Source organism: Streptomyces sulfonofaciens (assembly GCF_014656295.1).
Classification (GTDB): domain Bacteria; phylum Actinomycetota; class Actinomycetes; order Streptomycetales; family Streptomycetaceae; genus Streptomyces; species Streptomyces sulfonofaciens.
This window is the reverse complement of record NZ_BNCD01000003.1, coordinates 119,761-145,350: the sequence shown is the minus strand read 5'-3', so window position 1 is coordinate 145,350 and position 25,590 is coordinate 119,761. Positions and strand designations below refer to the sequence as shown.

Annotated in this window: 24 protein-coding genes and 2 pseudogenes; 11 read left to right on the top strand and 15 right to left on the bottom strand. The window is 72.0% G+C overall.

Annotated elements, in window-relative coordinates:
* The first annotated feature begins 48 nt into the window (after positions 1-48).
* From IE313_RS06435 to dapD, 3 genes are all read left to right on the top strand, one after another.
* On the top strand, positions 49-369 hold the full coding sequence (locus IE313_RS06435; RefSeq protein WP_189930260.1) for a DMT family transporter: 321 nt from the start codon (positions 49-51) through the stop codon (positions 367-369).
* On the top strand, positions 366-914 hold the full coding sequence (locus IE313_RS06430) for a TetR/AcrR family transcriptional regulator (RefSeq protein ID WP_189930259.1): 549 nt from the start codon (positions 366-368) through the stop codon (positions 912-914). The genes IE313_RS06435 and IE313_RS06430 overlap by 4 nt, the downstream gene beginning before the upstream one ends.
* 144 nt (positions 915-1,058) lie before the next feature.
* Positions 1,059-2,048, top strand: coding sequence for a 2,3,4,5-tetrahydropyridine-2,6-dicarboxylate N-succinyltransferase (gene dapD / locus IE313_RS06425; RefSeq protein WP_189929961.1), 990 nt, complete (start codon positions 1,059-1,061; stop codon positions 2,046-2,048).
* A 126-nt stretch (positions 2,049-2,174) separates the two neighbouring features.
* Here dapD and IE313_RS36325 read toward each other — a convergent pair.
* Together IE313_RS36325 and IE313_RS06415 are read right to left on the bottom strand one after the other, a co-directional pair.
* A pseudogene (locus tag IE313_RS36325) lies at positions 2,175-2,468 on the bottom strand (hypothetical protein); the annotation flags it as partial.
* Positions 2,469-2,532: 64 nt separating this feature from the next.
* Positions 2,533-3,222 carry a maleylpyruvate isomerase N-terminal domain-containing protein gene (locus tag IE313_RS06415; protein WP_189929960.1) on the bottom strand — a complete coding sequence of 230 codons (690 nt, stop codon included), beginning with the start codon at positions 3,220-3,222 and terminating at the stop codon, positions 2,533-2,535.
* Between the two features lie 553 nt (positions 3,223-3,775).
* Between IE313_RS06415 and lipB the strand changes: the two genes are divergently transcribed.
* Positions 3,776-4,714, top strand: coding sequence for a lipoyl(octanoyl) transferase LipB (gene lipB / locus IE313_RS34995; RefSeq protein WP_229924426.1), 939 nt, complete (start codon positions 3,776-3,778; stop codon positions 4,712-4,714).
* Positions 4,715-5,048: 334 nt separating this feature from the next.
* Here the strand turns inward: lipB and IE313_RS06405 are convergent, their stop codons facing one another.
* From IE313_RS06405 to IE313_RS34990, 3 genes are all read right to left on the bottom strand, one after another.
* Positions 5,049-5,558, bottom strand: a complete 510-nt coding sequence (locus tag IE313_RS06405; RefSeq protein WP_189929959.1) for a hypothetical protein — start codon at positions 5,556-5,558, stop codon at positions 5,049-5,051.
* A 16-nt stretch (positions 5,559-5,574) separates the two neighbouring features.
* Positions 5,575-6,495 carry a site-specific integrase gene (locus tag IE313_RS06400; protein ID WP_229924425.1) on the bottom strand — a complete coding sequence of 307 codons (921 nt, stop codon included), beginning with the start codon at positions 6,493-6,495 and terminating at the stop codon, positions 5,575-5,577.
* 166 nt (positions 6,496-6,661) lie between these two features.
* A complete protein-coding gene (locus IE313_RS34990; RefSeq protein WP_229924424.1) occupies positions 6,662-6,865 on the bottom strand; it encodes a hypothetical protein in 204 nt (67 codons plus the stop codon).
* 41 nt (positions 6,866-6,906) lie between these two features.
* On the opposite strand from IE313_RS34990, the gene IE313_RS06395 reads away from it, so the two are divergent.
* Positions 6,907-7,617, top strand: a complete 711-nt coding sequence (locus IE313_RS06395; protein WP_189929958.1) for an ArsR/SmtB family transcription factor — start codon at positions 6,907-6,909, stop codon at positions 7,615-7,617.
* Between the two features lie 51 nt (positions 7,618-7,668).
* On the top strand, positions 7,669-8,394 hold the full coding sequence (locus IE313_RS06390) for an SRPBCC family protein (RefSeq protein ID WP_189929957.1): 726 nt from the start codon (positions 7,669-7,671) through the stop codon (positions 8,392-8,394).
* A gap of 105 nt (positions 8,395-8,499) precedes the next feature.
* Here IE313_RS06390 and IE313_RS06385 read toward each other — a convergent pair whose 3' ends face one another.
* Positions 8,500-10,368, bottom strand: a complete 1,869-nt coding sequence (locus IE313_RS06385) for a DUF8508 domain-containing protein (protein ID WP_189929956.1) — start codon at positions 10,366-10,368, stop codon at positions 8,500-8,502.
* Between the two features lie 411 nt (positions 10,369-10,779).
* On the opposite strand from IE313_RS06385, the gene IE313_RS06380 reads away from it, so the two are divergent.
* Positions 10,780-12,201 (top strand): hypothetical protein, encoded by a 1,422-nt coding sequence (locus tag IE313_RS06380; protein WP_189929955.1) that lies wholly within the window; start codon positions 10,780-10,782, stop codon positions 12,199-12,201.
* Positions 12,202-12,428: 227 nt separating this feature from the next.
* A complete protein-coding gene (locus IE313_RS06375; protein ID WP_189929954.1) occupies positions 12,429-13,886 on the top strand; it encodes an alkaline phosphatase PhoX in 1,458 nt (485 codons plus the stop codon).
* A 218-nt stretch (positions 13,887-14,104) separates the two neighbouring features.
* On the opposite strand, the gene IE313_RS06370 is transcribed toward IE313_RS06375, so the two are convergent.
* The 7 genes from IE313_RS06370 to IE313_RS06340 form a co-directional block, all read right to left on the bottom strand.
* On the bottom strand, positions 14,105-15,001 hold the full coding sequence (locus IE313_RS06370) for a Stf0 family sulfotransferase (RefSeq protein ID WP_189929953.1): 897 nt from the start codon (positions 14,999-15,001) through the stop codon (positions 14,105-14,107).
* Between the two features lie 107 nt (positions 15,002-15,108).
* On the bottom strand, positions 15,109-16,620 hold the full coding sequence (locus IE313_RS06365; protein ID WP_189929952.1) for a DEAD/DEAH box helicase: 1,512 nt from the start codon (positions 16,618-16,620) through the stop codon (positions 15,109-15,111).
* Between the two features lie 216 nt (positions 16,621-16,836).
* The gene (locus IE313_RS06360) at positions 16,837-17,040 is read right to left on the bottom strand and encodes a cold-shock protein (protein ID WP_189929951.1); all 204 of its coding nucleotides are present in this window, start codon (positions 17,038-17,040) and stop codon (positions 16,837-16,839) included.
* A 736-nt stretch (positions 17,041-17,776) separates the two neighbouring features.
* Entirely contained in the window at positions 17,777-18,133 is a 357-nt protein-coding gene (locus IE313_RS06355; RefSeq protein WP_189929950.1) for a hypothetical protein, read from the bottom strand.
* A gap of 435 nt (positions 18,134-18,568) precedes the next feature.
* Positions 18,569-19,459: a TIGR03619 family F420-dependent LLM class oxidoreductase gene (locus tag IE313_RS06350; RefSeq protein WP_189929949.1), complete on the bottom strand. Its 891-nt coding sequence runs from the start codon at positions 19,457-19,459 to the stop codon at positions 18,569-18,571.
* 30 nt (positions 19,460-19,489) lie between these two features.
* Positions 19,490-20,119, bottom strand: a complete 630-nt coding sequence (locus IE313_RS06345) for an NADPH-dependent F420 reductase (RefSeq protein WP_189929948.1) — start codon at positions 20,117-20,119, stop codon at positions 19,490-19,492.
* 33 nt (positions 20,120-20,152) lie between these two features.
* Positions 20,153-20,887 (bottom strand): SDR family NAD(P)-dependent oxidoreductase, encoded by a 735-nt coding sequence (locus IE313_RS06340; protein ID WP_037738440.1) that lies wholly within the window; start codon positions 20,885-20,887, stop codon positions 20,153-20,155.
* Positions 20,888-21,032: 145 nt separating this feature from the next.
* On the opposite strand from IE313_RS06340, the gene IE313_RS06335 reads away from it, so the two are divergent.
* Together IE313_RS06335 and IE313_RS06330 are read left to right on the top strand one after the other, a co-directional pair.
* On the top strand, positions 21,033-21,644 hold the full coding sequence (locus IE313_RS06335) for a TetR/AcrR family transcriptional regulator (RefSeq protein ID WP_189929947.1): 612 nt from the start codon (positions 21,033-21,035) through the stop codon (positions 21,642-21,644).
* Positions 21,645-21,941: 297 nt separating this feature from the next.
* Entirely contained in the window at positions 21,942-23,480 is a 1,539-nt protein-coding gene (locus tag IE313_RS06330; RefSeq protein ID WP_189929946.1) for an oxidoreductase, read from the top strand.
* A gap of 19 nt (positions 23,481-23,499) precedes the next feature.
* Here IE313_RS06330 and IE313_RS06325 read toward each other — a convergent pair.
* Together IE313_RS06325 and IE313_RS06320 are read right to left on the bottom strand one after the other, a co-directional pair.
* Positions 23,500-23,682, bottom strand: a pseudogene (locus tag IE313_RS06325) (hypothetical protein); the annotation flags it as partial.
* A gap of 39 nt (positions 23,683-23,721) precedes the next feature.
* Positions 23,722-24,588 carry a helix-turn-helix transcriptional regulator gene (locus IE313_RS06320; protein ID WP_189929945.1) on the bottom strand — a complete coding sequence of 289 codons (867 nt, stop codon included), beginning with the start codon at positions 24,586-24,588 and terminating at the stop codon, positions 23,722-23,724.
* Between the two features lie 114 nt (positions 24,589-24,702).
* Here IE313_RS06320 and IE313_RS06315 point away from each other — a divergent pair, with 114 nt between their 5' ends.
* The gene (locus IE313_RS06315) at positions 24,703-25,401 is read left to right on the top strand and encodes an SDR family NAD(P)-dependent oxidoreductase (RefSeq protein WP_189929944.1); all 699 of its coding nucleotides are present in this window, start codon (positions 24,703-24,705) and stop codon (positions 25,399-25,401) included.
* The last annotated feature ends 189 nt before the right edge of the window (positions 25,402-25,590 follow it).

The following is a 25,590-nucleotide window of genomic DNA, read 5'->3' as shown; positions in this document are numbered from 1 at the left end:
GCGGTACTCCGCGCCCTTTGCGCGCGCTTGCTGTGTACGCTCGTACACATGGGATATCTGCTGCTCACAGGGGCCATAGCCGCCGAGGTGGCGGGCACGACCGCGATGAAGTACAACGCGGGCTTCACCAGGCTCGGACCCTCACTCGTCACGGTCGTCGGCTATCTCGTCGCCTTCTACCTGCTCGCCAGGACCCTGAAAACCGTGGAGATGGGCACCGCCTACGCGATCTGGGCCGGGATCGGCACGGCGGCGATCGCCTCGATCGGCATGGCGTTCCTGGGCGAGGCCGTGAACGCGGCCAAGCTCGCCGGGATCGTCCTGGTCATCGCCGGTGTCGTGCTGCTCAACACGGGAGGTGCGCACTGAGGACCAGGCGCCACGACCCCGAGCGCAGGCAGCGCATCATCGACGCCGCGATCCGGGTGGTGGGCAGGAAGGGCATCGCCGGGCTGACCCACCGGACCGCCGCGGCCGAGGCCGACGTGCCGCTCGGCTCCACCACCTACCACTTCGGGACCCTCGACGAACTGCTCGTCGCCGCTCTGCGGCAGACCAACGAGGGCTTCGTGAAGGTGCTGCGCAGCCGGGGCGCCCTGCAGGACCCGCGCACCGACCTCGCCGACGAGCTCGCCGGGATGATGGGGGAGTGGCTGGCCGGCGATCGTGCGGGAGCGGAACTGGAGTACGAGCTGTACCTGGCCGCCCTGCGCCGCCCTGCGCTGCGCCCGGTCGCCGCCGAATGGTGCGAGGGCTTCGCCGACCTCCTCGCCCGGCGCACCGACCCGCTCACCGCCCGTGCGCTGACCGCCCTCATGGAGGGCATCTGCCTCCAGGTCCTGCTGACCGACCGGCCCTTCGACGAGGCGTACGCACGCACCGCGCTCGGCAGACTCCTGCCCCGGCGGTCCTGACCCGCGGTCCTGCCCCGACGGTGCTGACCCGCGGTCCTGACCCGCAGGGCCGCCGCGGCAGGTCCTCGGCGGCCGCTGCCCGGACCCTGAGACGCCCGGTGCGTGGGTTCGCCTCCCGGGCGCCGCACGGGCTAAGTTGCCACCATGACCGACACGACTGCTCCTCGCACCACGGGCGCCGTTGCCGCTGGCCTGGCCACCGTCACCGCCGATGGCACCGTCCTCGACACCTGGTACCCCGCCCCCGAGCTGGCCGCGGAGCCGGGCCCGGCCGGTACGGAGCGGCTCGGCGCCGAGCGTGCCGTGGAACTGCTGGGCGCCGGGGCGGCCAAGGCCCTCGGGCCGGACGTCCGCCGCGGGGTGGAGGTCGTCGCCGTCCGCACGGTCATCACCTCACTGGACGACAAGCCGCTGGACACCCATGACCTGTACCTGCGGCTGCACCTGCTGAGCCACCGGCTGGTCAGGCCGCACGGGCAGAACCTGGAGGGGATCTTCGGCCTGCTCGCCAACGTCGCCTGGACCTCGCTCGGCCCGGTCGCGGTCGACGACCTGGAGAGGGTCCGCCTGAACGCCCGCGCCGAGGGCCTGCACCTCCAGGTCACCTCGGTCGACAAGTTCCCCCGGATGACGGACTACGTGGCGCCGAAGGGCGTGCGCATCGGTGACGCCGACCGGGTGCGGCTCGGCGCGCACCTCGCCGAGGGCACCACGGTGATGCACGAGGGCTTCGTGAACTTCAACGCCGGCACGCTCGGCTCCTCCATGGTCGAGGGCCGTATCGCCGCGGGTGTCGTGGTCGGCGACGGCTCGGACATCGGCGGCGGCGCCTCCACCATGGGCACCCTCTCCGGTGGCGGCAACGTGGTCATCACCATCGGCGAGCGCTGCCTCATCGGTGCCGAGGCGGGCGTCGGTATCGCGCTCGGCGACGAGTGCGTGATCGAGGCCGGCCTCTACGTCACCGCGGGAACCCGGGTCAGCCTGCCCGACGGCCAGATCGTCAAGGCACGGGAACTCTCCGGCGCCTCCAACATCCTCTTCCGCCGCCACTCGGTCACCGGCGCCATCGAGGCCCGTCCCAACAACGCCGTCTGGGGCGGCCTGAACGAGGTCCTGCACCAGCACAACTAGCGGTGCCCGCGGCCCGGCGGCCCGGGGGCGAGGCGGCCGACCGCCTCGCCCCCGGGCGGGTGCCGTGTGCCGGCCGCGACCGCCTCGGCCGTGCTCGTGCGTGACGTCCAGCATCAGCGTCGCCGGCCGTGGACCGGGGGCCGTGGCGGTCAGCGCGAGGCTGCCGGTCCGCTTCGCGGGCCGCGGGACCGCCAGGGCCTTGCCGTGCCAGGTGCGGCGGCGCGGACGCCGGAAGCTGTCGACGTTGTGCGGGTTGCCGTTGCCGACGGCGGAGCGTACGCCGGCACCCTCGACCTCGAAGGCCACCTTGACCACCGCGTAGGGGACGGGTCGGCCGCGGCCGTCGACCATCTCGACGAGGACGTGTGCGAGGTCGTCCCGGGCGGTGGTGGGGGACCGGACGTCCGGGGTGAGCCGCACCACGACCACCGCGGCCCGCGGGTCACGCGCCTGGGGCGAGCCCGGCCGGCGGGACCGGTCAGGATCAGCCGGGCAGGCCCGGGTCCGCGACGGCCTCGCGCTCGGCAGCCGGTGCCGAGTACCACCGCCACTCGTCGAGGCGGGGGCGGTCCGGGAGGGCGAGGCGGCCGGTGGCCCAGAGCATGGCGGGCCAGGGCTCGGCCGTGTCGGCCGGGACGTGCGGGAAGAGCCGGGCCAGGACGCGGGCGCACAACTCGGCCGGCGGTGCCCACGGGATGCCGAATCCCTCGGCTATGTCGTACATGTGGACCAGGATCTCGACCACGCTCATCGCCGCGAAGCCCTCGGGGTCCGCGACGCCGTAGATGTGGTACGCCCGCTTCCCGGGAGCGGTGGTGCGGGCCATCGCCACCATCAGCGCCGCACTGGCCTCCAGCACCTGGAGCAGCCCGGCGGGCCCGGCCGCGCGGTCCGCGAAGACGAGGTTCATCGGTCCGCCGGCCCGCCGCTCGTACCAGGCCCAGGGTATGGGGGCCGACGGGGAAGGGGTCTCGGGGCCCAACTGGGTGGCGTAGTAGAACAGGTCGTCGGCCAGGTGCTCCACGGTCTCCCAGCAGTCCCAGCGCAGGGAGCCTGCGCGTGTGCTCCAGTCCCGGTCCCGCACCTCGCCCAGCGTCCGGAGGGCCAGCCGCACGGCCAGCTCCACGTCGGTCGCGGTGACGGGCCCGTCCGTTGCTCCATGCGCGTCAGCCATGCGCGGACCGTACCAATGCGCGGGCGCTCGCCGCCTCCGAATATCCGTGTGTCCGGCCCGCCGCACCGAGGACGCCCCGTCAGGAGGCCGCCGCGGGCCGGGCACCGCGGGCCGGGCACGACGTGCCGCCTCCGGGTGCCGCGCCGCACGGGCACCGCGTAGGCGGCCTGCGGCGGCGCGTCCAGGGGCCCGTGTCCCGCGGGGCAGCAGCGGTGGAAGCACCGGTCCCGCGAGGGCGGGCCGGGGCGCCGGGCAGGGCCTTGGCGGTGACCGTGCCCGGCAGGCCCTTGGCTGTCCGTGCCGGGCAGGCCCGCTGCCGTCGTCGTTTCGATCATCGCGTCCTGCGCGGGTGGTGACCGGAGAGCGCCACGGCGTTCGGGGAAGGGGCCCGGGTTCGCGAACCCGGGCCCCTTCCCCGAACGCCGTGGGTGCGGTGGGTGCGGGGACCCGTGGAATGCGTCGCGCGCCCGGGGAGTTGCCCTGTGCGGGCGGCCGTCCTGCGCACGCCCAGGGAAGGCCCGGACGGGCCCCGACGAAGGCAGAGGGCAGCGGGATGAGCGAGACGCGCTTGCACGACGGCACCCGGCAGGCTGACCGCACCGGCGGAGAGCGGCAGGCCGACCCTCTCGGCGGGGTCCGGCAGGCGGAGCCCCGCAGCGGAGCACGGCAGGGCGGGCGCCTCGAACGGACGCGGACCGGACGTCGGGACGTGGCCGCGGCGGCCCCCGGGGGCTCCGGGGCTTCTGGGGCCCCCGACAGCCCCGGGTTCTCCGGAATCGATGGGGCCCCCGGAATCCCCGAGCCACCTGAGATCCCCGGGATCGCCGGGGCGCCCGGGATCCCCAGGACCCCCGGGCCCCCCGGGATCGAGCGCATCGACCTGGGCGAGGTGCCGTACACCGAGGCCGTCGACGCGATGGGGGAATGGGTGGCGCGGCGGCGGGCCGGGGAGATCGGTGACCGGCTGGTGCTGCTCACCCACCCGCCCGTGATCACCTACGGTGCCCGGACGCCGCCCGCCGAGCTGCCCGTCGGTTCGCCCGTCCCCCTGGTCCCGGTGGACCGCGGCGGGCAGGCCACCTACCACGGCCCCGGTCAACTGATCGGCTACCTGGTGCTGAACCTGCGCGAGCGCGGCCCGGCCGACATCGTGCGCTGGCTGGAGAACGGTCTGATGAACGCCTGCGCCGCGCTCGGTTTCGAGACGGTGCGGCGGGACACGCCGAAGGGCGCGCAGAGCCTGGTCGGGGTGTGGACGCCCGGGGACGCGAAGCTGGTGTCCATCGGCATGCGCATCCGCGGCGGTGTCACCAGCCACGGCTTCGCGCTGAACGTCACCTCGGACCTCGCCGAGTTCAGGAAGTTCACGGCCTGCGGGCTGCCGGACGTGGCCATGACGTCGCTCGCCGAGCTGGCCGCGGCGCAGGGCCGACCGGTGCCCACCGACCGCGCGGTCAGGGACGCGGTGGCGGCGGCACTGGGCGCTGTCTGAGACGTGGGGGTGCCCGGGACCGGGACCCGGTGGACCGCGGCACCCGTCGGTGGCGCGGGTGCACCGGGCTGCCTTTGCGGCCTTGGGCGGGCGGCCCCGCGGCATGCGGAGCCCGACCCCGCCCGACGCCGAGGGCGCCGGGCGGACCGTCGCGATGCTTATGAGGGCTGAGAACAGGACCCCGACCAGCCTCGGTGATCCTCACCCCAAGGTGGCAACTCATGTGGCGCCCAGCCGCACTCGCTGCCTGGTTCCTGCTCGACCCCCTGGAGCCCCACGGGTTCAGGGAAACCGAAGCCTGTGCAGCGGGAACCCACGGGTCGCTCCGTGTGCATCAGCTGAGCGTGTCCGTGGGTGCGGCGGGAACCGCGGGGTGGGCTGCGAGGCGTCGGGCTTCGGCCGTGACCTCGGCATCGACCTGGTCCGCAGTTCTGTCGCCGTATTCGAGGACGTCGTACTCGTCATCGAGTTCGGCGAGCCGCTCGGTCAGTGGCAGCTCATGCCCGCAGCGCTGGTGGATACGGATTGTGAACTCCCGAGGTGTCAGCTCGCCGGTGAGCATGCGGCGTGCGAGCGCTCGGGCGCCGGCCTCTTGGCCGGCATCACTGGCGACTGGATAGAAGGTGAGGCCGAGTTCGTCGAGTGCTGCGGGAAGCAGCACGTGGACCTCGTAGTCCGCCTCGGCTCGTGTGCAGGCAGCGAGGACTCGAAGGCCGGGGGTGTCGAGTCCGGCGACGAGCGCATCACAGGCGGCATCGACGACGTCGCTCGCACGGATTTCTCCCGTGCTCCAGAGGGCGGCATGGTCTTGTAGAGCGATTGCTGCTGCTTCGGTCGACGTCACTCGCTCATGATTCCCTTCATGGTGCGTCGCGGTCGAGCAGGTTTCGTCGAAGGTGCTGTTCAGCGGCCTGTTCCAGCAGTGCTCGTGCGGAGTCCGCGTAGCGCATTGCGGTTTTCTCGTCGAGCCCGAACACCTCGGCGAGGTGGAGCGGGTCTGGCCCGTGGGTCAGGGCCTCTTCGAGTTGTCGATCGACGCGGAGCCGTTCCAGCGTGGCGTCCTGCCCGCGCATCGCGGCGCTGATCCAGTGGTTGCCGGCGCGGCTGGTCTTCGTGGCGGTCTGGTTGTTGATCAGGAGGTGGAGGTTCGCGGTGTTCGACCATCGACGGCGCCGGTACTCCAGCCAGTCCAGCACCAGCTTCAAGGTGAGGGCGTCAAGGGGGCGGGCGCGTCCGGCGATGGTCAGCCGGCGGTTGCCGATGTCGAGGTCGTCGAGCATGAGGTTGGCGATCCGAGCGACCCGGGCGGCCTGGACCGCTGCGAGGGCGAGGATGAGCCGCGTCGCCGGGGTGGTGGCCGCCGCGACGGAGCGGCGGACCTGCGCTGGGACGAGTGGTTGCAACACGGCGTACTCGTATTGCCCGACCTTGATCCGGCTGGTCGGGTTGCGGAAGATCAGACCGTTCCTTCTGGCCCAGGTGAACAGCGAGCGCAGGGCGACGAGTTGGTCACGCCGCTTGTGGCCGTGGAGTGCCTTGGTGTAGGTGAGAACGTCGACGCGGGTCACCTCCCGCAGATGGTCGTAGGGGTTCGACCATTCCAGCAGGGCCGGGCGGACTCGGTTGAAGTAGAGCCAGACCGTACCCACCCGTCGCGGGAGGCTGCGCGGGCCGCCGTCGCGCAGGATGCGGGTCCAGCGCTCGGCCTCCGAGCGGATGCCGGGTGCGAGCCCCTCCAGCCTCTCGGCGAGCCATCGCTCGAAGCAGGGGTTCGCTGTCATCCTCGAAGATCCCCATCTGGTCCAGGACCGCGACGGTGTGGCCAACCGGTAGGTCCAGGGCCCGCAGCGGGGCGAAGATCTCCCTGTGCCGGATGACGTCGTCCTCGACGTAGCCGGTGAGGACGAGGGTCAGGCCGCGGTTGACGGCGAAGCGGATGTTGCGGCCTCAGCCGCGGGTCTCGGCGAGCCGGTGTGCGAGGTACTTCGCCCAGGTCAGCCACGGGCTGATCAAGTCGGCGTCGGTCAGGGCGAGCCGGCTGTAGTCACGGGGGCTCTGCGCGAACAGCGGTAGCTGCCGCCAGCCGGGAGCCGGGCGCCAGGCCGGTGCGCCCGGCGACTCGCGGACGACACACCCGTTCCGACAACACAATCGTCCTGGACAAAAATTCTTTTCGGTGAGACCGTGGAGGCATGTGGGATGTGACAGTGATCGAGGATCCCGCGGCCGCGGCTGCCTCGCTCGACCCGACGCGGCTGCGGCTGCTGGCCGAGCTTGCGGCCGGGCCCGCCTCGGCCGCCATGCTCGCCGGTCGGGTCGGCGTGCCCCGGCAGAAGGTGAACTACCACCTGAAGACGTTGGAGCGGCACGGCCTGGTGGAGCTGGCGGGGGAGCGCCGCAAGGGCAACGTCACCGAGCGGCTGATGCGGGCCACCGCCGCGTCGTACGTGATCTCGCCGACCGCCCTCGGCGCCGTGCAGCCGGACCCGGGCCGCGCCCGCGACCAGCTCTCCGCGCGCTGGCTGCTCTCCCTCGCCGCCCGGCTGGTCCGGGATGTCGGAGCGCTCATCGTGGGCGCGGGCAGGGCCCGCAGACCGCTCGCGACCTTCGCGCTCGACGCCGAGGTGCGGTTCGCCTCCGCCGCCGACCGGGCCGCCTTCGTCGAGGAGCTGACCCGCGGGGTCGGCGCGCTCGTGCGCAAGTACCACGACGGCGGCGCGGCAGCCGGCCGCGACCACCGGGTCGTCGTCGCCCTGCACCCCTCCGTCAAGGAGGACACCGCCGTCGTCGGCAGGGGCACCGGCACGGTGGAGGACACCTCGGGCGAGGGGGGTCCGGCCGCCGGACGGCTCCCGGCGGCCCGGGACACCGACGCGCCGGCCCCTCAGGAGGAGCGGGACTGACCCGTGCCCCGTCCACCCGCCGACCACAAGCCGATCGCAAGGAGCGTCATCATGGCGAAGGAATTCGAGATCGTCCGCGCATTCGAGGTGGACGCCTCACCCGAACAGGTCTGGGAGGCCATCACCACCGGCACCGGCGGCTGGCTGTGGCCGATGGAGTACGAGCCGCGCGAGGGCGGCGCCGCGCCGTTCGGCGGCACCGTCACGCGCTGGGAACCCGGGCACCGGCTCACCAGCCGGGTCGAGAACCCCGAAGGCGTCGGCGGCCAGACGCTGAACGAGCTGGACAACACCATCGAGGCGCGCGACGACGGCCGCCGCGCCTGGGTGCGCTACGTGCACAGCGGCATCTTCACCGACGACTGGGACAACCAGTACGACGGCGCGAACCAGCACACCGACTTCTACCTCCACACGCTGCGCCAGTACCTGGCCCACTTCTCCGGCCGCCCCGTCGCGTTCGCCACGGTGCAGGGCCCGGGGGCGTCCGCCGCGCCGGACGCCTTCACGGCCGTCGGCCGCGCGCTGGGCCTCGCCGAGGACGCGGGGGAGGGCACCGAGGTCCGTGCCCGGGGCCCCGAACCCCTCGACGCCGTGGTCGACTACCGCACCCCGCACTTCATCGGACTGCGCACCGGCACGGCCCTCTACCGCTTCTTCGGACGCAACCGGTGGGGTGCTCCGGTCGGCGTCAGCGTCCACGACTTCGCGCCCGGAGCGGACGGCGAGCGCAACGGCGCCGCTTGGGAGGAGTGGCTCGCCCGGGCCTTCGCATGAGCCGCGCCCTTTCGCGCCGCGGGGCGGGAGGGCCGCCGCCCGGCCGCCCCGGCCACCCGTCGGGCGGCCGCACCGTCTGATGGGGCGGCCGCGCGGCGTTCGGTCTCAGGGGCGGAAGCGCAGCACCTGCGGGTCGTGGTCGCTGTTCTGGTCCGCGAACTCCGCGTTGATGTGCACGCTGTCGTAGGAGAACGCACCCCTGCGCACCGCGGGGCTCACCAGGATCTGGTCGAGCACCTGGCTGTTGCCCTGGTAGTCGTAGGTGTAACGCTCCCGCTTCGGCAGGGACTTGATCGCCGACCAGAGCGCGCCGTCCGCTTCGAGGCGGTGCGCGGTGCCGGAGAACTCGAAGTCGTTGATGTCGCCGAGCGCCAGTACGTCCGCGTCCTTCCGGATCGCGAGGATGCGCTTGACGAAGGCGTTCACCTCGTCAGCCTGCTGGTGGCGCTCGGTCTCCGAGCTGCGCGACGGCGGCTGGTACTGCGAGCTCAGCGCCTGGTCCCCGCCCTTGGAGGTGAAGTGGTTGGCGATCACGAAGACCGTGCGGCCGTGGAAGACGAACTCGCCCGCGAGCGGCTTGCGGCTGTCCTGCCAGGCGCCGCTCGCGGGGTCGATGCGGCCGGGGGAGGCGCTCAGCGCGGGCGCACCGCCGGCCGTCCTCGTCACCTCGACCGGGGTGGTCGCGTCGCCGCCGGGCCGGTCCGTGAACGAGACGCGCGCGGGGTTGAAGAGGAAGCCCTGGCGGATGTTGCCGCCCGGCTCGCCGCCGTCGGCCTTGTCGACGGGGTCGATGGAGCGCCACTCGTAGTGCGGCCCGCCCGCGGCCACCACCGCGTCGAGGAACCTGCGCACCGTCCGGTCGGCGGCCACCGTGCCGTCGTCGGTGGCCCCGTTGTTGTCCTGGATCTCCTCCAGCGCCACCACGTCCGGCGACGACAGGTGCGCCACCACGCCGTCCGCGAGCCGGTCGAACTTCTCCTGCGGGTCGGTCGCGGCCAGGTTCTCCACGTTGTACGTGGCCACGGCCAGCTCGCCGGTGCGCTGCTTGCGGGTGACCTCACGGGCGGGTGCGGCACCGGTGACCGTTCCCAGGGTCCGGGCCGCCAGCGTGTAGCCGCCGAACTCGTTGTAGTCCAGGGGACCCGCGCTCGTGCCGCTCAGGGTCTGGCCCACGTCGGCGGTGGGGAAGGGCTGCTGGGCGGTGGGGATCAGGGACTGGATCTGCAGCCGGCCGGTGTTCTGCGCCGTGTACGAGCCGTAGACCGTGCCGCCACGCGGGTCGGGGTGCTCGTGCGGCTTGACCGTCACCCACAGCTCGGCGTACGGGTCGGTACCCGTGACCACGCGTGAGGAGCCGATCCGGACGTTCATGCCCTCCAGCGACTCGTAGCGGTCGAGCGCGTACCGCGTCGGCCGCAGCGGCAGGGCGTTGACGGAGCCCTGGGCGGCCGGGTCGCCGGCCGGCGCGTAGGCGTCGGGCACCGTGCGCGCGTCGAGGGTGACCGCCTCGGGCAGCGGATTGCCGGCGGACACCACGGTCACCACCGGCTTGCCGATCTCGGTGACCGACTGGTTCCCCGACGAGGTGCCGCCCGGCACGTACTCCGAGACGGTCCCGGAGACCTGCACCGCGTCGCCGACGGCGACCTTCGGGGCCCCGCCGGTGTAGACGAAGACGCCCTCGCTGGTGGCCGGGTCGCCGTCCGGCTGCGGGTCCTGGAACCAGAACCCCTTGGACGAGCCGTACGTCCGCACCCCGGTCACCACACCGGGCACGTTCGTGACCTGCTCACCCGCGAGCGGGGATATGCGCGTGCCGCCCTGCACGTCGTGGATGCGGACCTGGTCCGCGAGGGGCCCGTCCGCCGCGGACGGCGTCGCGCCGGCGGGCGGGGCGAGGACCGCGCAGGTCACGGTGGAGCAGACGGCGGCGACGGTGAGCGCGGCGAGCCGCGACGACTTCCTGCTGGGCAAGGGATGCCTCCGGGGAGGTGGGACGGTTCGGGTACGAGGTCGGGGGTGGCACGCCGGGGGCCGGAGGGCCGGGAGGGCGTGCATGCGGGAGGTGCTGCGGCGGGCGGGGAGACGGCGGTCGGGACGCGGACGGAGTCGCGGAACGGGAACAGACGAGCGTCTACGCGCGTCAATCTCTTCTGTCGCCGGGGAGTTGTCAAGGTGTGCCCGATGTACGGACGCCGACGGGACCGTGAACCGGCCGAAGGGGCCCCGGTGGACCGGTGGACCAGTGGCCGGCCCGGTCCCCGTGCGTGCGTCGGCGCGTGCGGTGCAGGCGGTGCCTGCGGTGGAGGCGGTGCGTGCCCGAGAAGGTGCCTGAGCCGTCTAGGCTGAGCGGGGCGACCCGCACCTTCCGAGGAGATCCAGCCGATGTCAGACCGCTCCCCCCTGCCCCCGGTACGGCTGCACACGGAAGCGGAGCTGGCGCGGGACGCGCTGGCCGCCCCGGTGCTGACCCGCGCGGCACGGCTCGCCCGCTGGGCGGGACCCGGTACGCGCGTGGGCGCGGGTGGCGAACTGCTCGACGAGCAACTCCCCGCCGCGGCGGCGGAGCTGGGACTCGACGCGGACACGGAGGGTGTCGCCCTCGCCGACGAGGCATGGCGCGTCGCCGTGGCCACCGGTCTCGTGGAGATCGGGGACGGGGCGGACGGCGTCGGAGCGGGCGCCGAGCTCGCCCTGCTGACCTCCGGGTCGCCGAAGGACGTCCTGCGGCTGTGGCTGGGCGCGATGGAGAGCGTGATCGCCGAGGCGGGCGTGCTCGACCTGGACGGCGACGAGGGCTTCGCCGAACCGGCGGCCGGCGGCGCGGAGCGGGCCGCCGAGGCCGAGTTCCTCGACGGCGTGCTGGGCAATCTGTATCTGCTCTCGGTGAGCGAGGACGGTCCGGTGCCACTGCCGGCGCTCGCCGCGTCCATGATCGTGCCCGATGACATGCCCGAGCCGACCGACGACGTCCTGGAGCAGGTGTCGGAGGCGATGATGCGGCTCGACGAGCAGTTCCGGATGCTGGAGCCGGTGGGGCTGGTGGAGTTCCGGCCGGTCGACGAGGCGCTGATGGCCGAGGGCGGGACGGCGGGCGGCGACGGGCAGGACACGGAACGGGCCGGTGAGCCGGACGACACCGACGTCACCCGGTACGGCCTGGTCCGCCTCACCGCGCTGGGCCGCTTCGGACTGCGCACCCGCCTCCTGGACGCCGGCTTCCAGGCACCCGTCGTCGGCGACCTCGCGGGCAAGGGAGCCGACGCGCTGCTGCACGGCACGGCGGCCTTCCCGCAGGCCGCGGCCCAGGAGGAGATCGAGCAGTGGCTCGCGCGCCATGAGCCCCTCGCAGGCGCGCGCGAGCTGCTGGCCGCGGCGCGCGGCGACGACGACGGCGCGCCCCTGCGGCGGTTGCGCTGTCAGCAGGCGCTGTCCCTGGTCGGCACCGAGGCCGAGCCCGCCCTGCGGGAGGTGCTCGACGACCCCGAACTCGGGGGCCTGGCACGGGTGTGGCTCACCGAGAAGGGCGCGGCCCACGTGCCGGCTCCCACCGAGTCGTTGATCTTCTGGCTGACCATCGACACCCTCGCGGCCCAGCTCGCCGCCGAGGGCAACTCCGAGGAGTTGCAGGGTTTGGTGGAGGGGCTGGCGCGGCAGCACAGCGGTTTCTTCGACACCGCCTGGCGCGTCGACCACCCCGCCACCACCAGGGTCCTGGAAGCCATGGGCCGGCTGCACCCGGACAAGCGCATCGCCAAGGAGGCCCGCAAGGCGGCCTTCAAGGCGCGCTCCCAGCACCGGCCCTGAGACCGGCGACCCGTTTTCCCGATCCTGGGTACAAGCGGAGTCAATCGGGGGTAAAGCAATCGTATAGCGAACGCCCTTCGTACGGCCCCTGCCCGTCGACGGCCGTTCAACCGGCGTTCGCCCGAGCGCGTAACCGTGTGCCGAATCCGTTTCACAGCGCCGCCCCTCACGGTTCTCTTCCCACGGTTCACCTCACGGCCTACGGCCTTGACTTCTCAGGAGAAGGCATGTCGCTCACCCGCAGGGAATTCGCCAGACGTTCCGCGATCACCGGAGCCGGAGTCGCCCTGGTCGGCAGCGCCGGAGTGCTCGCCACCGCCCCCGGTGCCCTGGCCGCGCAGGAGACGGAGCACGGCGACCACGGCCAGGACGGCCACGGCGGCCACGGCGGCGGAGTCGGCTACGGCCCCCTGGCGGACGACCCGGCGGGCCTGCTCGCGCTGCCGGCCGGTTTCTCGTACCGCGTCATCACCCGCACCGGGGTGACCACGCTCGAATCCGGCGAGTCGACCCCGTCGAACCACGACGGCACCGCCACCTTCGCCGGTCCCCGCGGCACCACCCTGCTGGTCAACAACCACGAGCTCGCGGGCCCCCGCTCCGACTGGCCCCACCCGGTGCCGCTCACCGAGGACCTGGTGTACGACCCGGGCGCCGCGGGCGGCTGCACGGTCGTCGAGGTGCGGCCCGGCGGCCAGGTCGCGGAATGGGTCGGCCTCGCCGGCACCAGCACCAACTGCGCGGGCGGCCGTACCCCCTGGGACACCTGGCTGAGCTGCGAGGAGACCGAGGACCGGGCCGGTCAGAACGAGATGACCAAGGACCACGGCTACGTCTTCGAGGTGGACCCGGCCGACCGCCGCGCCAACCGGGCCCCCAAGCCCATCAAGGCCCTCGGCCGCTACGCCCACGAGGCCGTCGTCGTCGACCCGGCGCGCGGCCACCTCTACCTCACCGAGGACGCAGCCGGCCCCAACGGCCTGCTGTACCGCTGGACCCCGCCGCACGGCTTCCGGCACGGCCGCGGCCGGCTGCGCACCCTCGCCGACGACGCCGGTGTGCTCCAGGCGCCCAAGTGCTACGACGCCGGCGGCCGGTTCGTGGACGACCTGTCCCGCGCCACCCGGACAGGCACGGTCTACGGCGTCGACTGGGTGGACGTGCCCGACCGGGACGCCACCACGGTCTCGGTGCGCAAGCAGTTCGCGGACGGTGAGATCACCCGGGCCCGCAAGCTGGAGGGCATGTGGTGGGCGGACGGCGGCGCGTACATCGTCTCCTCCTACGCCCGTGCGGAGAGCCCGGTCCAGCACGACGGGCAGGTCTGGTTCTACGACCCGCGCCGCCGCACCCTCACCCTGAAGGTGCTGCTGGCCGTGAACCCCGACCCGTCGGTCGACGGCGCCTTCGACGGCCCCGACAACATCACCGTCTCGCCGTACGGGGGCCTGGTCATCGCGGAGGACGGCGAGGGCGTGCAGCACCTCTTCGGAGCCACCGAGAGCGGCAGCACCTACCCGATCGCGCGCAACGAACTGAACATCGGCACCGCCGAGGAGCCGGAGTACAGCGAGTTCACCGGCGTGACCTTCTCCCCGGACGGCAGGACGCTGTACACCAACATCCAGACGCCCGGCATCATGCTGGCGATCACGGGCCCCTGGAAGCGCCTGCGCACGAACTGACGCCACGCACGCGCACCGCGGCCCCGGCCGTCCGCGACGGCCCGGGCCGCGGCGCAGCCCGCGCGTGCGCCCGGGGCCCATGGGCCCGGACGACGCCGCCGGTGCCGGTGTGCTCCGTCGTGCTTCGACTTGCGCGCGTCAACGCGTGCGCGGAAGAGCGGGTATGCCGGATCCGCGGCTGGTCGAGGACGGACCCCGCGCCGCCCCGAGGCGTTCCGTCACCCCTCCGTGGTGGAAGGGCGTGAGTCCTGCGCCGCGGAGAGGGGTGCGGCTGGTGCGGAGGGGGCCGGTGCGGAAGGCGGTGGTGGGTGCCCGGGGCGCGCCGCGGGGCTGTCCGGTGGGCACGGCCCGGGGGATGCTGTCCTCAAGCGGTCGAGCCAGGAGGCGTTGAGCGCGTCGGCCTGACGGTCGTGCCGGGGCGCGACGGCGTCCGGGTCGGGCAGGGGAAGGCCGAGGAAGTCGAGGACGCCCGCCGTGACACCGGCCATGTCGGCGTCCAGGTCCTCGTAGCGGACCGGGTGGGGCCGGACGCCCCAGGTGTGGAACCACGCCTCCCAGGCCGCATTGTGCTCACCGATCACCCGGACCAGTTCGTCGATGCGGTTCCGGTCGAAGCGGGGCGGTCGGCCGCTGCCCGCGGCGCCGCCGATCTCGCCGCCGCCGCCGAGGTACCAGACGCCGGTCTGCTCCGCGCGGAGCCAGGACACGGCCTGTGCGACGCGCCGCAGGTACACGAACCGCGTCCGCCCGAACGCCCGCTCCAGCAGTGCGGTGTCCCGGCCGGCAAGGCCGGGGTGGACCGCACCGAGCTTGGCGACCACCTCGTCCAGCGTGCCCCACATCAGCTTGGCCCCGAAGACGCCGTTCCCGGTCCGGCCCGCGGCCGGCGCGGCCCGCACGAACTCCGCGTAGTCGAAGCGGCCCCCGGCGCCGCGCCGGATTCCCCAGCGCTCGGCCCACAGCGGTTCGTCCGGTGCACGGAAGTACGCCTGCGGGTGCCCCGCGACACCGGTGGACTCCAGCAGTCCGAGCAGCAGCGAGCTGCCGGTGCGCGGGGTGCCGCAGACGAAGTACGAATCGGTGCGGTCCGCTGGTTCCGTCCCCGGAGCGGTCATGGACCCGAGTGAAGCCGGGCCGCCCCCGGCGCCGCAACCCGTTTCCACGGGGCACCGGCCCGTCGTCGCCGGGTACACGGCATCCGGCGGGCCGTGCCCGGGGCGGGCTACCGTCCGTCCGTACCGCGTGGCGTCCGGGTCGAGCCGGTGGACCGGCGGGTCTGTGCGGTGCGGCCGCGACGGCTGCGCTGCGAAGGCGTCCGGGGCTTGGCACGCTCGACGACCGGTGCGGTGATGGTGACGGGAACGCCCGACGGGGCCTGCGCACCGGTGATGCGGCTCAGCTCGGCCGCACCGGAGCTCACCTGCGCGGTCCCCGGGGTGATGCCCGCGTCGGACATCAGCCGGGTCATGTCGCGGCGCTGGTGGGGCATCACCAGGGTGACGACGCTGCCGGACGCACCGGCGCGGGCGGTGCGTCCGCCTCGGTGCAGGTAGTCCTTGTGGTCGCTCGGCGGGTCGACGTTGACCACCAGGTCGAGGTGGTCGACGTGGATGCCGCGGGCGGCGACGTTCGTGGCCACCAGCACGGTGACGTGCCCGGTCCTGAACTGCTCCAGGGTCCGGGTCCGCTGGGACTGCGACTTGCCCCCGTGCAGTCCGGCGGCGCGGACGCCGTTGTGCAGCAGGGCCTTGGTCAGGCGGTCCACGGAGCGCTTGGTGTCCAGGAACATGATCACGCTGGCGTCGCGGGCACCGATCTCGATGGTGACGGCCTGCTTGTCGGTCTCCTGGACGTACAGCACATGGTGCTCCATCGTGGTGACCGCCCCTGCCGGGGGATCGACGGAGTGGACCACCGGGTCGGTCAGGTAGCGGCGTACCAGGAGGTCGACGTTGCGGTCCAGGGTGGCGGAGAACAGCATGCGCTGACCGCCGGGGCGCACCTGGTCGAGGAGCGCGGTGACCTGCGGCATGAAGCCCATGTCGGCCATCTGGTCGGCCTCGTCGAGCACGGTGATGTCGACCTGGTCGAGGCGGCAGTCGCCGCGTGTGATGAGGTCCTTCAGCCGTCCCGGGGTGGCGACGACGACCTCCGCCCCGCTGCGCAGGGCCCCGGCCTGACGGCTGATCGACAGACCGCCGACCACGGTGGCCGTCCGCAGCCTCAGCGGCCGGGCGTACGGGGCGAGCGCGTCGGTGACCTGCTGGGCCAGCTCCCGGGTGGGCACCAGGATCAGTGCGAGCGGCTGGCGGGGCTCGGCGCGGCGGCCGGCCAGGCGGGCCAGCAGCGCGAGCCCGAAGGCCAGCGTCTTGCCGGAGCCGGTGCGTCCGCGGCCCAGTACGTCCCGCCCGGCCAGCGCGTTCGGGAGGGTTGCCGCCTGGATCGGGAACGGTACGGCCACGCCTTCTGCGCCGAGGGCCGCCAGCAGGGACGCTGGTATGTCCAGCTCGTCGAACGCCGCCACCGCGGGCAGCGCGGGGGTGGAAGTGACCGGCAGTGCGAATTCGGCCGGGCGTGCGGGGCGGCGCCCGTGTCCACCGGAACGGCCGGGGCCCTCGGAACGGCCCGCGGCCGAGCGGCGGGGGGAGCGTGAGCGGAAGCCGCCGCCGTGTGCGGACCCGGCGGAGCCGCCGCCGCGGGAGTGGCGGTCTTTCGCGCGACCTGTGCGGTTCATGCAGAACCTTCCTCGATGCGGCACGTGACGAGGAATTCCCGGGCAGCGGTGTGCCGCATGGAGAATTGCAGGTACGAGCCGGGAAAACAAAATTCAAACAGAATGCGTCCTGCCGTTGTGTCAGAAGGAACCGACACACAGGGAACCGGAGGAAGCAAACGAGCTGGGGCCCGCACCCTTCAGGTGCGGGCCCCAGCTACGTCGTACGCGCCAGCGTCAGGCGGGGATGATGTTCTCCGCCTGCGGGCCCTTCTGGCCCTGGGTGACGTCGAAGGTCACCTTCTGGCCCTCACGCAGCTCGCGGAAGCCCTGGGTGGCGATGTTCGAGTAGTGGGCGAACACGTCGGCGCCGCCGCCGTCCTGCTCGATGAAGCCGAAGCCCTTTTCCGCGTTGAACCACTTCACGGTACCGGTAGCCATGTCAGTCTCCTAACGGGGGTGGTGTCCTGGGCGCGCACTGTGCGAGCTCAGCGTCGCCGTGATGATTGCCCCGTCCGGAGAGCACCGGAAAAACCGGAAAGCACTGACCCGAAAAAACAAAAGCACCCCCACCGGTACGGATGGACCAGTGAGAGCACTTGAAGCTCCTGGGAACCACAACTGCAACTGACATTAACGGTAGCACAGGGCGGGTGATCGCGCGCGGCACCCACTTCCCGGTTTTGCGGGTGTCCCGGCACTCTGCCGAGCGGGTCGCTTTTTCTCCTCTCGCGGCATCAGATATGCGTCACCGGCGGAGGAGGAATGCCGGACCGGCGCCGGGCGGTCGGCCGCCCGGCGCCGGCGGGGGGGACGGGCCCCGCCGCCGCGGCCGGGTACGCGGCACGGCGGGGTGGTTCTCCGCGGGCTGGCTCCCCGGTCCACCGCTTGCACGCTCACTGGCGAGGGGAGCGCCCATCCGGGCAGGGCCGCATACCTACTCCCGCCGCGACAGCTTTCCTGCGCCCCACCACGAGACTTGGGCCCGGGCGGCACGCCCGGCCGTGCCGCTCGTCCATCTCGGGCTCGCGGGTGCCGCCTGCCGCGAGGGCGTGAGCACGGCGGAGGCCGCACGGGGCGGCCGGCGACGCCGCGGGCGCAACCGGCCGTCCGGGGGAGCGGGTGCGCCGTGCTCCCGGCCCCGGGGGGCGCTCAACGAGGACCACGCTGCCGGGAATCACTCCACCGGTTCCACGAGCAGGGTCGTGTACTGGTTGTCGAAGGCGTCCACCAGCACGAGCGTGCACGCCTTCACCACTGCGTGGTAGACGCGGCTCACCGGCAGGTCGCTGCGGGGCGCCAGCGGATACGGGTCGATGATGAGCCCGCCGTTCTCCCCCCGGCTGGCGTGCACGTGGCTCATGTAGCGGATGCCGGTGTCCAGGTCGCGAACGACCGGGTACAAGCAAGCGTCGGCCCAGGTCAGGCGCTTGTGCCTCTTCTTCTCCGGCCGTGTGTCGGCGAACTCGGTGACCTCGATCTTGTGTCCCACGGCTATCGCGGCGGGATAGTTCAGGGAGAGTGTGAGGGCCATGTGATCAGCCTAACGAGCAACGGTCCGATGAGAGGCCCGCCGCCGACCGACCTCTGACCGGCATCCCCCGCCGCCTCGAACCCGACGGACGGAGCCGGGACGGATCTGACCGAATGACCGGGTGAGGCCCCTCCGAGGCCGGGGAGAGGCCCTCACCGATATCCAGAACCGCCGGTACACGCCCCGGTCACGGCCTCGAACCCCTGCGACCGAAGAACTCGGACGGTCGGTCGGGACCGGTCATCGCCTGCCGCGATCTCGCTGCTGAGCATCTCCTTCCTTGTAGGTGAGGTCCGCCAGTCCGTGGACAGTCCGTCCGGCTTCCACGACGGACTCACGGCTGAGGAGCGGCTCATCGCCGAGCGGGCTGTTCGGCACCGCGTTGTCGGCGGACGAGCAGGCGAGGACGTCCCTGGTCGTCCGGTTCCTGGGTGGTCACAACCGACCGGTGCGCGCGATCACCTGGCCGGCGAAGTCAAGCATCTGGTCAAGGCCGGGGAACGGTGCGAAGGCGTCCACGAACGCCTCGTCCGCACCGGATTCGGCGAAGCGCTTGAGCTTGTCGGCCAGCGAATCAACGGTCGTGCCCGGTTCGAGGTTGATACGTATGGCCTTCTTCAGCGCGTCGGGATCGCGGCCGGCCTCCTGCGCCGCCTGGCGCGCGAGCGACCACAAGTGGTCGGCGACCTCGTCCGGGAGGAAATCGACCCCGAGCCAGCCGGTGGCCCTGCGGCCGACCCGGCGCATCGCGGCCTCGCTGGCGCCGCCGATCCAGATGGGCGGCCCGCCCGCTTGCACCGGGCGCAGGTCGGCGTGGACCGGCGGCAGCGAGAAGAACTCGCTGTCCCAGGAGACCGGGTTGGTCGTCCACCACTCGTGCAGGAACGCCAGCAGGTCATCGAGCATCCGCCCGCGCCGGCGCCAGTCCGCGCTGCGGGAGATGTCGTGCTCGTCCTTCATCCACCCGAGTCCCACGCCGACTTCGAGACGGCCGTCGCTGAGCACGTCGAGCGTGGTCAGCATCCGGGCCAGGTGCGGCGGCTCCCAGTAGAAGGTGCTGAGCGTGCTGGCATTCAGCCGCACCCGGCTGGTCGCCGTCGCGGCGACGGTCCACAGCAGCACCGGGTCGAGATAGCGCTTCATCTGCGGCGGGTACGGCTGCTCCCTGCCCGGATAGATGCTGTGCATATCGACCGGCTGAACCAGGCGATCGCCGACCCACAGCGTGTCGTAGCCGAGGTCCTCGATTCCGCGGCAAAAGGCGCTCAGGCCAGCGGCGCTGCTGATGGCGGGCCCGATGATGGGAAGTGTGAAACCAAGCTTCATGACGAGTCCTCTAGGTGATCCGTCAACCGTTTACTCGGAGACGGGAAGCTCGGTGATGCCGAGGGCGAAGTCCAGGTTCCCCACCCCGTGGTTGGCGAGGCCCACCGTGACCACGCCCGCGCCTTCCAGCCAGTGCGCCATCCTCAGGCCGCCGACATCCAGCGGGCGCAGCCCGAGGCTCTCGACGAACGCCTCCACACGTGCCTTGGCCTGCGCATTGTCGCCGGCGAGGAAGACGTCGGGCCGACCCTTCTCCAGGACATGGCGGAAGATGGTGTTGAACGCCTTCACCACGCTGGCGCCGGCCGGGGCGGCCTTGGCGACTTCCTGCGCGATCGAGGTCTGCTCGCGGTGGGCCAGTCCGTCGAACGTGGAATTGAAGGGGTTGCTGATGTCGACGATGACCTTGCCCGCGAGAGCGTCTCCGTACTGGGCGACGGCCGGCACGACACCGTCGTGCAACAGGGCCACGATGACGATGTCCCCGGCCGGGGCGGTGCCCCATTCTCCCGTCGTGGCGCCGCCGCCGAGAGCCTTGGCCAGGTCGGCGGCCTTGGGCTGATTGCGGCCCATGACCTCGACGGTGTTGCCGCCCGCTATCGCCCGCGCGCCGATGGTGCGGGCCATGTTCCCGGTGCCGATGATGCTGATGTTGCTCATGAGATGTCCTGTCCTGGTTGTGTGTTGTCCGGTTCAGATGGCGGTGGTGCCGCCGTCGGCGACGAGTTCCATGCCGTTGACGTAGCTGGAGTCGTCGGAGGCGAGGAAGAGGGCGGCGGTGGCGATCTCGTCGGGGCGTCCCATCTGGCCGCGGGGGATGAGGGACTCGAACTGGCGCTTGGTGGCCTCGTCGAAGAGTTCTTCCTGCTTGGCGGTGGCGACCTGGCCGGGGGTCAGGACGTTGACGCGGATGCGGCGGTCCTTGAGCTCGTTGAGCCAGATCCGGGCCCAGGCCTGCTGGACGGCCTTGCTGCCGGCGTAGACGCTCCAGCCGGGGAAGGCGCCGAGGGAGGCGTTGGAGCCGGTCATGAGGATGGAGCCGCCGTCGTTGAAGAGCGGGAGGGCCTTCTGGACGGTGAACAGGGTGCCGCGGGCGTTGAGCCCGAACCAGGTGTCGAACTGGGCCTCGGTGATCTCGCCGAGAGGGGCGGGCTCGCCGCCGCCGGCGCTGGCCCACAGCACGTCGAGGCTGCCCTTCTCCCGCTTGACGGTGTCGTACAGGCGGTCCAGGTCGTCCAGGTCGGCGGCGTCGCCCTGGACGCCGGTGACGTTGCGGCCGATCTGCTTCACGGCCTCGTCCAGGGCGTCCTGGCGGCGGCCGGTGATGAAGACGTGTGCTCCCTCGTCGACGAACAGCTTCGCGCCGGCCAGTGCCATGCCGGTGGTGCCGCCGGTGATGACCGCGACCTTGCCGTCAAGCTTCCCCATGGTTGCTCCCTTGGGTCGGTGGTGCCGTGTGCACCTGGGATGACGGTGTTAAGTACACCGCCTGGTGTGCTTACCGTATGTGGCGGGCGGCCGGGATGCAAACTATGTACACCGGTCGTTATCCGGCTGCGGTACCATGGACCCCATGACGGAGTTGGAGAAGGGCCCCACGGGCCGCCGCCGCGGCCGGGGCGCCCGCGAGCGCATCCTCAGCGCGTCCCAGCGGCTGTTCCGCGAGCAGGGCATCAACCGCACCGGCATGGACCAGCTCTGCGCGGCGGCCGAGGTGTCCAAGCGCACGGCCTACCAGCACTTCCCCAGCAAGGACGAACTCGTCGCCGAGTACCTGCGCCGGTTCGACCCCTCCGTTCTGCCCGGCGTGTTCGACCGCACCGACCTCACGCCCCGCGAACGGCTCCTCGCCGCCTTCGACATCCCCCCCACCACCCCCCTGTGCCCCTACATCGCCGCCGCCGTCGAGCTCCACGACCCCCGACACCCCGCGTCCCAGTACGCGCGCGACTACAAAAAGGCCGTCGCCGCGCGGCTCGCCGACACCGCCCGCGAAGCCGGCGCCGCCGACCCTGAACAGCTCGGCGAGCAACTCGCGCTGCTCATCGACGGCGCCGCGGCCCGCACCCGGGTCCTTGACGCCGACGCCTTCCCCACCGCCGCCGCCATCGCCGCCGTCCTCATCGACAACGCCATCCCTGCCGCAGCCGGCGATGACCGGCGACGGGAGGAAGTGTCGAGCTGACGGTGACACTCTGCGGCCGGGCTGGACGCGCTGCCGGTCGCAGGGCCGCACCTGCTGGAACGCGGCGCCAGCCACCCGGGACCTGGCCCGGACCTGCTGGCTGCGGAAGCGGCCGCCCGCATCCCCAGAACCCCTACGAGCAGGAGACTTGCCGCCCCCTCATCCACTCCACCGCGGCACTCTCCTCGCGGGGCGGGACGGCGTTGACTTCTTGGAAGTCCTAACAGAATGAATCAGGCTCCGCTTGGTAGGAGACAAGGCAAGTAGAGTCGACGAGCACGTCATTACCCTGAATGTGTGCTGTCCTACGACGAGTTGACCCCGCCGGAACGCGAGCTGTGGGACGCCTTCCCCAACGGGCGTCGAGTGGAGCTGCGTGCGGGCATGCCCGAGGCGGACGAACCCGCCGCAGGTGGCCAGTGGGGCCCCGAACGCTCGGTTCGCGCGGCTGTCGTGAAGGCACTGCTGCTTGGTGCGAACGACCAGCGGTCCGGCGCCGTCGCCGCCCTGCGGCTCGCCGGTGCGCGGATCACCGGCCGTCTGGACCTGTCCGGAGCGGAGATCTGCCACACGTTCTCGCTCGAGGGCTGCCGGCTGGAGCAGGCGATGAGCCTGCACGGGGCCACGACCCGGACGATCAGGATCACGAACAGCCTGGTTCCCGGGATCAGCGCCGAGCTCGTCCGGATTGAGGGTGATCTGGACCTGAGGCGGTCGGTCCTGGAAGGCGGCCCTCTCATACTCATCAACGCCCGTGTGGCCGGGAATCTGCACCTGGCGGACGCCAGGATCTCGGGCCCCGAAGTGGCGGTGCGGGCGAGCGGCCTCGTCATGGAAGGCGGCTTCTTCGGCGCACGACTTATCACGCAGGGCGGGCTGCGGCTGCCTGGCGCCCAGTTGCCCAGGGGCCTGTTGCTGCAGGGCGCGCGGCTGGAGAACCCCGGTGGCGTTGCACTCGCCGCAGGCCATGTGGCCACCTCGACCGTGGACTGTTCCCACGGGTTCACCGCGCAGGGGGTCGTACGGCTGCGAAGGGCTCGCATAGAGGACCTGCTGACCTTCGAGGGAGCACATCTTGACGGGGACGGCACCGCCTTGGTCTGCACAGGGATGCAGGTCGGGGACTTCGACTTCAGACCCGCCGCACCACCCTCGGGAGCGGTGGATCTCCGGTTCGCACAAGTCGCCTGGTGCCGGGACAGCGAGCGAGGCTGGCCGGAGCAAGTGCGGCTGGAAGGGTTTACGTACGGCTCCATCGGTTTCGGGGAGACGACGTCCGCGGAAGACGGGGCTGCAGGAGAAGGCGGAATGCCCGAGGGGGACAGGACGCCCGCAGAGGACGAGGTGGCACGTCGCCTGGCGTGGATCCGTCGGAATCCCGGCTACGCCCCGCAGCCGTACGAGCAACTCGCGGGCTGGTACCGGCAGATCGGCCACGACAACGACGCGCGCCGGGTGCTCTTGGCGAAGCAGCGTCACCGCCACCGCACGCTGCACCCGGCCGGACGTGTGTGGGGACATCTGCTGGATACCACCGTTGGCTACGGCTACCGCCCGTGGCTGGCCGGCCTGTGGCTCATCGCACTGGCCCTGCTCGGCACGCTGGTCTTCGGGACCCACGATCCGACCCCGGTGAAGCCGGGCGAAGGCACCCCGTTCCAGTCCTTCGTCTATACCCTCGACCTGCTGATTCCCATCGGCGGTCTAGGCCAGCGCACTGACTGGTACTGGACGGACACTGGCCCCCAGTGGCTGGCCTACGTACTGATCGCCGCCGGCTGGGTGCTCACCACAGCCGTCGTCGCGGGCGTGACCCGAACCCTGAATAAGAACTAGAGCGCGTAGCGAGTCGCGATCAAGTGGTTCGCGTGAGGTCCGTGCTCCAGATCATGGAGGCGCGGAGATGAAGGCCGGCGAGGTAGCTCTCGGGGGTCTTGTCGTGGCGGGTGGCGATACCCGCCAGGCTTTCAGCCTTCTGATCAGGCGCTTCGACGGTGTTCCTCTCCTTGTAGAGGTCGGCATCGTGCTTCGGCGCTCGCCACGCACAGGCGGCCGGTCGATCGACGTGTAGGTGGGATCAGTTGTGCGTGGTGGCCGGTGGGCCGGCGATGGTGGTGAGCCGGAGCTTGGTCTCGTCCTCACTGCCGGGCACGGCGGTCATGATGACGATCTTGAGCTCGGAGTCGCCGTCGGTCAGGACATCGCAGTCCACCGTGACCGGGCCCACCGACGGGTGGTCGATCGTCTTGTGGTCCTCGCGGTGCGCGGCCACCTCTCCGGTCGCCCATAGCTCGGCGAACCTCCTGTTGCCCGCGTTCAGATCGCGGATCAGCGCGGCCAAGCGGCTGTCCTGGGGGAAGCGGCCGGTGGCGCGGCGCAGGTCGGAGACGACGGCGGCGTCGGTGGTGTCGCGGTCCGCCTCGGTCACTGGCCACAGCGCGAGGTGGGCGGGGCCGGCGTCCACGGGGAACCTGTCGCGGGCGAAGTTGCGCAGCCGCGGTGGCGAGGCGGAGGGATCGCCCAGAAGGGCGGCCCACCCGCGGTTCCACCACACCAGTTGCCAGTCCGCGGCGAACACGGCCACCGCCACGTCCCCGAGGCGGGCGAGCACCCGTTGCATGCCGGGCGGGAGATGGTCAGAGATCGTACCGTCCACCGGCGGTACGAGCTGGGCAAGCCGGTGCAGGTGGTCCCGCTCGGCGGTGGAAAGCTGCAGGGCTCGCGCCAGGGACGCCACCACCGACGCTGAGGGTGTCGTGGCCCGCCCCTGTTCGAGGCGCACGATGTAGTCGACCGATACCCCGGCCAGGTCAGCCAGTTCTTCGCGTCGCAGCCCGGCCGCCCGGCGCCCGCGGGCCACCGGCAGCCCGGCGGCCGACGGGGGCAGCCGGTCCCGCCACGTGCGGATCATCACGCCCAGTCCGGTTCCGGGTGTCGCCGACATGAACTGCATTCTCCTGCATCCCCGGTCGTGCATGGGGGCGCGAGGGTGGTACTGGTCTTCCTACCGTCGAAGCGTCCCTGGTCCGCCTCCCTCGTCGGGATCAGAGTCGAACGCATGACCATCACCTTCATCACCGGAGCCAATAAGGGACTCGGCCGCGAGACCGCCCGCCGCCTGATCGAGTGTGGCCACACCGTGCTCGTCGGAGCACGCAACCGCGAACAGGGCGAGGAGGCCGCCGCTGCGCTCGGCGCACGCTACGTCCCCATCGACGTGACTGACGACGCATCCGTGGCCGCCGCGGCCGCGGATGTCGCCGAACACGAGGGCAGGATCGACGTCCTGATCAACAACGCTGGTGTGCACGGCCCCGTCGGCGATCCCAGCGACCTCACCGCCGCCGAGGCCCGCGACGTCCTCGACGTCAACGTCATCGGCGTCATCCGCACCACCACCGCGTTCTTGCCGCTACTGCGCCGCTCGGACGACCCTGTGATCGTCAACGTCAGCAGCGGCATGGGCTCCCTCGCCCTCACCCACGACCACGGCCGGCCCGAGTCGCACGTCGTCGCGCCGCTGTACACCTCCTCGAAGGCGGCGCTGACGATGTTGACCACGCAGTACGCCAAGGGGCTCAAGGGCATCCGCGTCAACGCTGCCGACCCCGGCTACACCGCGACCGACCTCAACGGTCACAGCGGCCCCCAAACCGTCACCGAGGGCACGGATGCGATCGTCGCTCTCGCCACCGAGGAGCCCGGCGCCGGCAGCGGACGCTTCGTCTCCCGCCATGGCGAGATCGCCTGGTCCTGACACCGGCCGCGCCGGATCAGCCATGTCAGGCGACGAGGACATCGGGCCTGCCCGCGCAATGCGTTGGCCTCCTTGGCCGGTGGTTCGGCCCCGCACGCTGCCGTAGTGCTGAACGGCCTCAGCGCTCTGCCGGACAGCTCGGACGAGACGACCGGGGCGGCAGCAGTCGGTCGGCGGGGCCCCGTCACG

What these genes read in the sequence shown, in the direction of transcription:
- IE313_RS06370 (WP_189929953.1), bottom strand. Translation starts at nt 15,001, where the DNA reads ATGACCGCTCCGGGGACGGAACCAGCGGACCGCACCGATTCGTACTTC.
- IE313_RS06340 (WP_037738440.1), bottom strand. Translation starts at nt 20,887, where the DNA reads ATGGGGAAGCTTGACGGCAAGGTCGCGGTCATCACCGGCGGCACCACC.
- dapD (WP_189929961.1), top strand. Translation starts at nt 1,059, where the DNA reads ATGACCGACACGACTGCTCCTCGCACCACGGGCGCCGTTGCCGCTGGC.
- IE313_RS06360 (WP_189929951.1), bottom strand. Translation starts at nt 17,040, where the DNA reads ATGGCTACCGGTACCGTGAAGTGGTTCAACGCGGAAAAGGGCTTCGGC.
- IE313_RS06390 (WP_189929957.1), top strand. Translation starts at nt 7,669, where the DNA reads ATGGCGAAGGAATTCGAGATCGTCCGCGCATTCGAGGTGGACGCCTCA.
- IE313_RS06375 (WP_189929954.1), top strand. Translation starts at nt 12,429, where the DNA reads ATGTCGCTCACCCGCAGGGAATTCGCCAGACGTTCCGCGATCACCGGA.
- IE313_RS06355 (WP_189929950.1), bottom strand. Translation starts at nt 18,133, where the DNA reads ATGGCCCTCACACTCTCCCTGAACTATCCCGCCGCGATAGCCGTGGGA.
- IE313_RS06395 (WP_189929958.1), top strand. Translation starts at nt 6,907, where the DNA reads ATGTGGGATGTGACAGTGATCGAGGATCCCGCGGCCGCGGCTGCCTCG.
- IE313_RS06320 (WP_189929945.1), bottom strand. Translation starts at nt 24,588, where the DNA reads ATGTCGGCGACACCCGGAACCGGACTGGGCGTGATGATCCGCACGTGG.
- IE313_RS06350 (WP_189929949.1), bottom strand. Translation starts at nt 19,459, where the DNA reads ATGAAGCTTGGTTTCACACTTCCCATCATCGGGCCCGCCATCAGCAGC.
- IE313_RS06345 (WP_189929948.1), bottom strand. Translation starts at nt 20,119, where the DNA reads ATGAGCAACATCAGCATCATCGGCACCGGGAACATGGCCCGCACCATC.
- IE313_RS06315 (WP_189929944.1), top strand. Translation starts at nt 24,703, where the DNA reads ATGACCATCACCTTCATCACCGGAGCCAATAAGGGACTCGGCCGCGAG.
- IE313_RS06335 (WP_189929947.1), top strand. Translation starts at nt 21,033, where the DNA reads ATGACGGAGTTGGAGAAGGGCCCCACGGGCCGCCGCCGCGGCCGGGGC.
- IE313_RS06380 (WP_189929955.1), top strand. Translation starts at nt 10,780, where the DNA reads ATGTCAGACCGCTCCCCCCTGCCCCCGGTACGGCTGCACACGGAAGCG.
- IE313_RS06400 (WP_229924425.1), bottom strand. Translation starts at nt 6,495, where the DNA reads ATGACAGCGAACCCCTGCTTCGAGCGATGGCTCGCCGAGAGGCTGGAG.
- IE313_RS06435 (WP_189930260.1), top strand. Translation starts at nt 49, where the DNA reads ATGGGATATCTGCTGCTCACAGGGGCCATAGCCGCCGAGGTGGCGGGC.
- lipB (WP_229924426.1), top strand. Translation starts at nt 3,776, where the DNA reads ATGAGCGAGACGCGCTTGCACGACGGCACCCGGCAGGCTGACCGCACC.
- IE313_RS06365 (WP_189929952.1), bottom strand. Translation starts at nt 16,620, where the DNA reads ATGAACCGCACAGGTCGCGCGAAAGACCGCCACTCCCGCGGCGGCGGC.
- IE313_RS06415 (WP_189929960.1), bottom strand. Translation starts at nt 3,222, where the DNA reads ATGGCTGACGCGCATGGAGCAACGGACGGGCCCGTCACCGCGACCGAC.